A 1,827-nucleotide genomic window follows, 5' to 3' on the forward strand; every position below is an offset into this window, starting at 1 on the left:
TGTCGCCGCGCGCCTCGGAGAACAGGTCGTACGGGCCCCGCATGAAGGGGCGTACCGCGCGCTGCATGTACGTGTACGTCGAGCAGCCCGGCTCACCGATCTCCGCCGCGTCGATCGCGTGCACCGAGTCCGTCATCGCCGGGCCGTCCGGATCGGTGCGGGCCGCGTAGTAGTCGAGTGTGGCCGCCGCCGCGCCCGGCTCCATCGGCCACTCCAGGGGGTAGGTCAGCAGGACCGTGTCCGCCTGCTTGATCGTGGAGCCGTTGTAGCCCGCGTACTGGAGGAACACCTTCTTCTCCGCGTCGTACGGGATACGGAGTCCGTCCGCGACCGTGTTCCAGGCGGCGGGCGGGCGGTGGCCGAGGAGGCGGGCCGCGCGGGTCGCGTTGCGCAGGGCTGTGGCTGCCACGGCGTTGGTGAAGACGCCGTCGTCGACCCCGTTGCTGTACTCGTCGGGCCCCGCCACGTTCCGGATCGAGTAGCTGCCGTCCGCGTTCGCCGTGGCGCGGGACCGCCAGAAGTCGGCGATGCCCTTCAACAGCGGCCAGCCGCGTGCCGCCAGCCAGTCGCGGTCGCCGGTGGCCAGGTAGAACTGCCAGACGGCGAGCGAGACATCGCCCTGGAGGTGGTTCTGGGTCCGGCAGTGCGGCGGGTCCACGCTGTGGCACTCGGAGTCCAGCCGGCCTCGGCTCGCGCTCGTCCAGGGGTAGAACAGGCCGTCGTGGCCCAGCTTCTCGGCGTTCGCGCGGGCCGCGCCGCGCGTGCGATAGCGGTATTCGACGACCGAGCGGGCCAGCTCCGGGCGGGTGGCGAGCAGCCCGGGGAACATCCACGTCTCGGCGTCCCAGAACACCAGTCCCGCATAGTTGTCGCTGGTCAGACCGGCCGGGGCGATGCTGTTCGCGGACCCGCGCCGGGTGCTCGCCAGCAGTCCGTACTGGGCGGAGCGCAGCCAGCCCTGCAACTCGCGGTCGCCGGGGACGAGTACATCGGCGGACCAGGCCTCGCGCCAGGCCGCCTCGTTCGCCGCGAAGACCCTGTCCCAGCCGCGCCGCGCCGCCCGGTGCGCGGCCTCGCGGGCGTCCTCGGCGGGGGCGGCGGAGGTGAGGGCGGTGTCGACGCCGACGTACTTCTCGAAGGTGTACGTCCGGCCCGCGCGGACCGGCGTCGCGTGCGGGGAAGAGGCGGGCCGCAGGGTCTCGACCACGCCCGCGCCGCGCCGCATCGTCTGCGCGAGCGCCCCCTCGATCCCGGTGCCGAGCGTGCGGAACGTGCCGTCCTCGCGCAGCGTGATCCGGCGTGCGCCCCGCTCGTCGAGCCGGCCGGTGACGGTCGCGGTGCCGCTCCAGCGCGGGGTCATCCGCAGGCGTACGGCTCCGGTGTGGACGTCCGCGCGGTTGGCCAGGACGTCGTAGGTGAGGTCGGTGGCCCGGCCGTCGGAGGTCGTCCAGCGCAGCGAGGTGCGGACGAGGCCGCAGGAGAGGAAGACGGTCTGGCGGTAGTGCGAGATCCGGCCGGCCGGGGTGCCCGTGCCGAGGGTCTCCTTGCCGACGCCCACGTCGATGGTCGTCCAGCTCGGCAGCGCGGCGACCACCTCGCGGCCCTCGGCGACGGGCTTGTCCGCCGCGTACAGGCCGGACACGAACGCGCCGTCGTAGCGGGGGGTGTAGAGCGGCCAGCCGGTCTTCTCCCCGGTGCTCGCGTATCCGGCGCCGGTGGCCGGGACGCGGTGGCCGAGATAGCCGTTGCCGACGTACGGGTCGTAGCCGTCGGCCTCCCCGAAGCGGGTGGAGGCCGGCGCCCAGGTCGGGTCGGATGCGTCGCCGC

The 1,827-nt window shown here is 73.8% G+C and carries 1 protein-coding gene; it reads right to left on the reverse strand.

Features of this window, described 5'->3' with window-relative positions; genetic code table 11:
• Positions 1-1,827 (reverse strand): glycoside hydrolase family 65 protein (locus tag JS521_RS35455; protein ID WP_205086960.1); only part of this gene is annotated, 1,827 nt, incomplete at both ends.

The sequence above is a fragment of the Streptomyces durocortorensis genome (assembly GCF_016901035.1).
Taxonomy (GTDB): domain Bacteria; phylum Actinomycetota; class Actinomycetes; order Streptomycetales; family Streptomycetaceae; genus Streptomyces; species Streptomyces durocortorensis.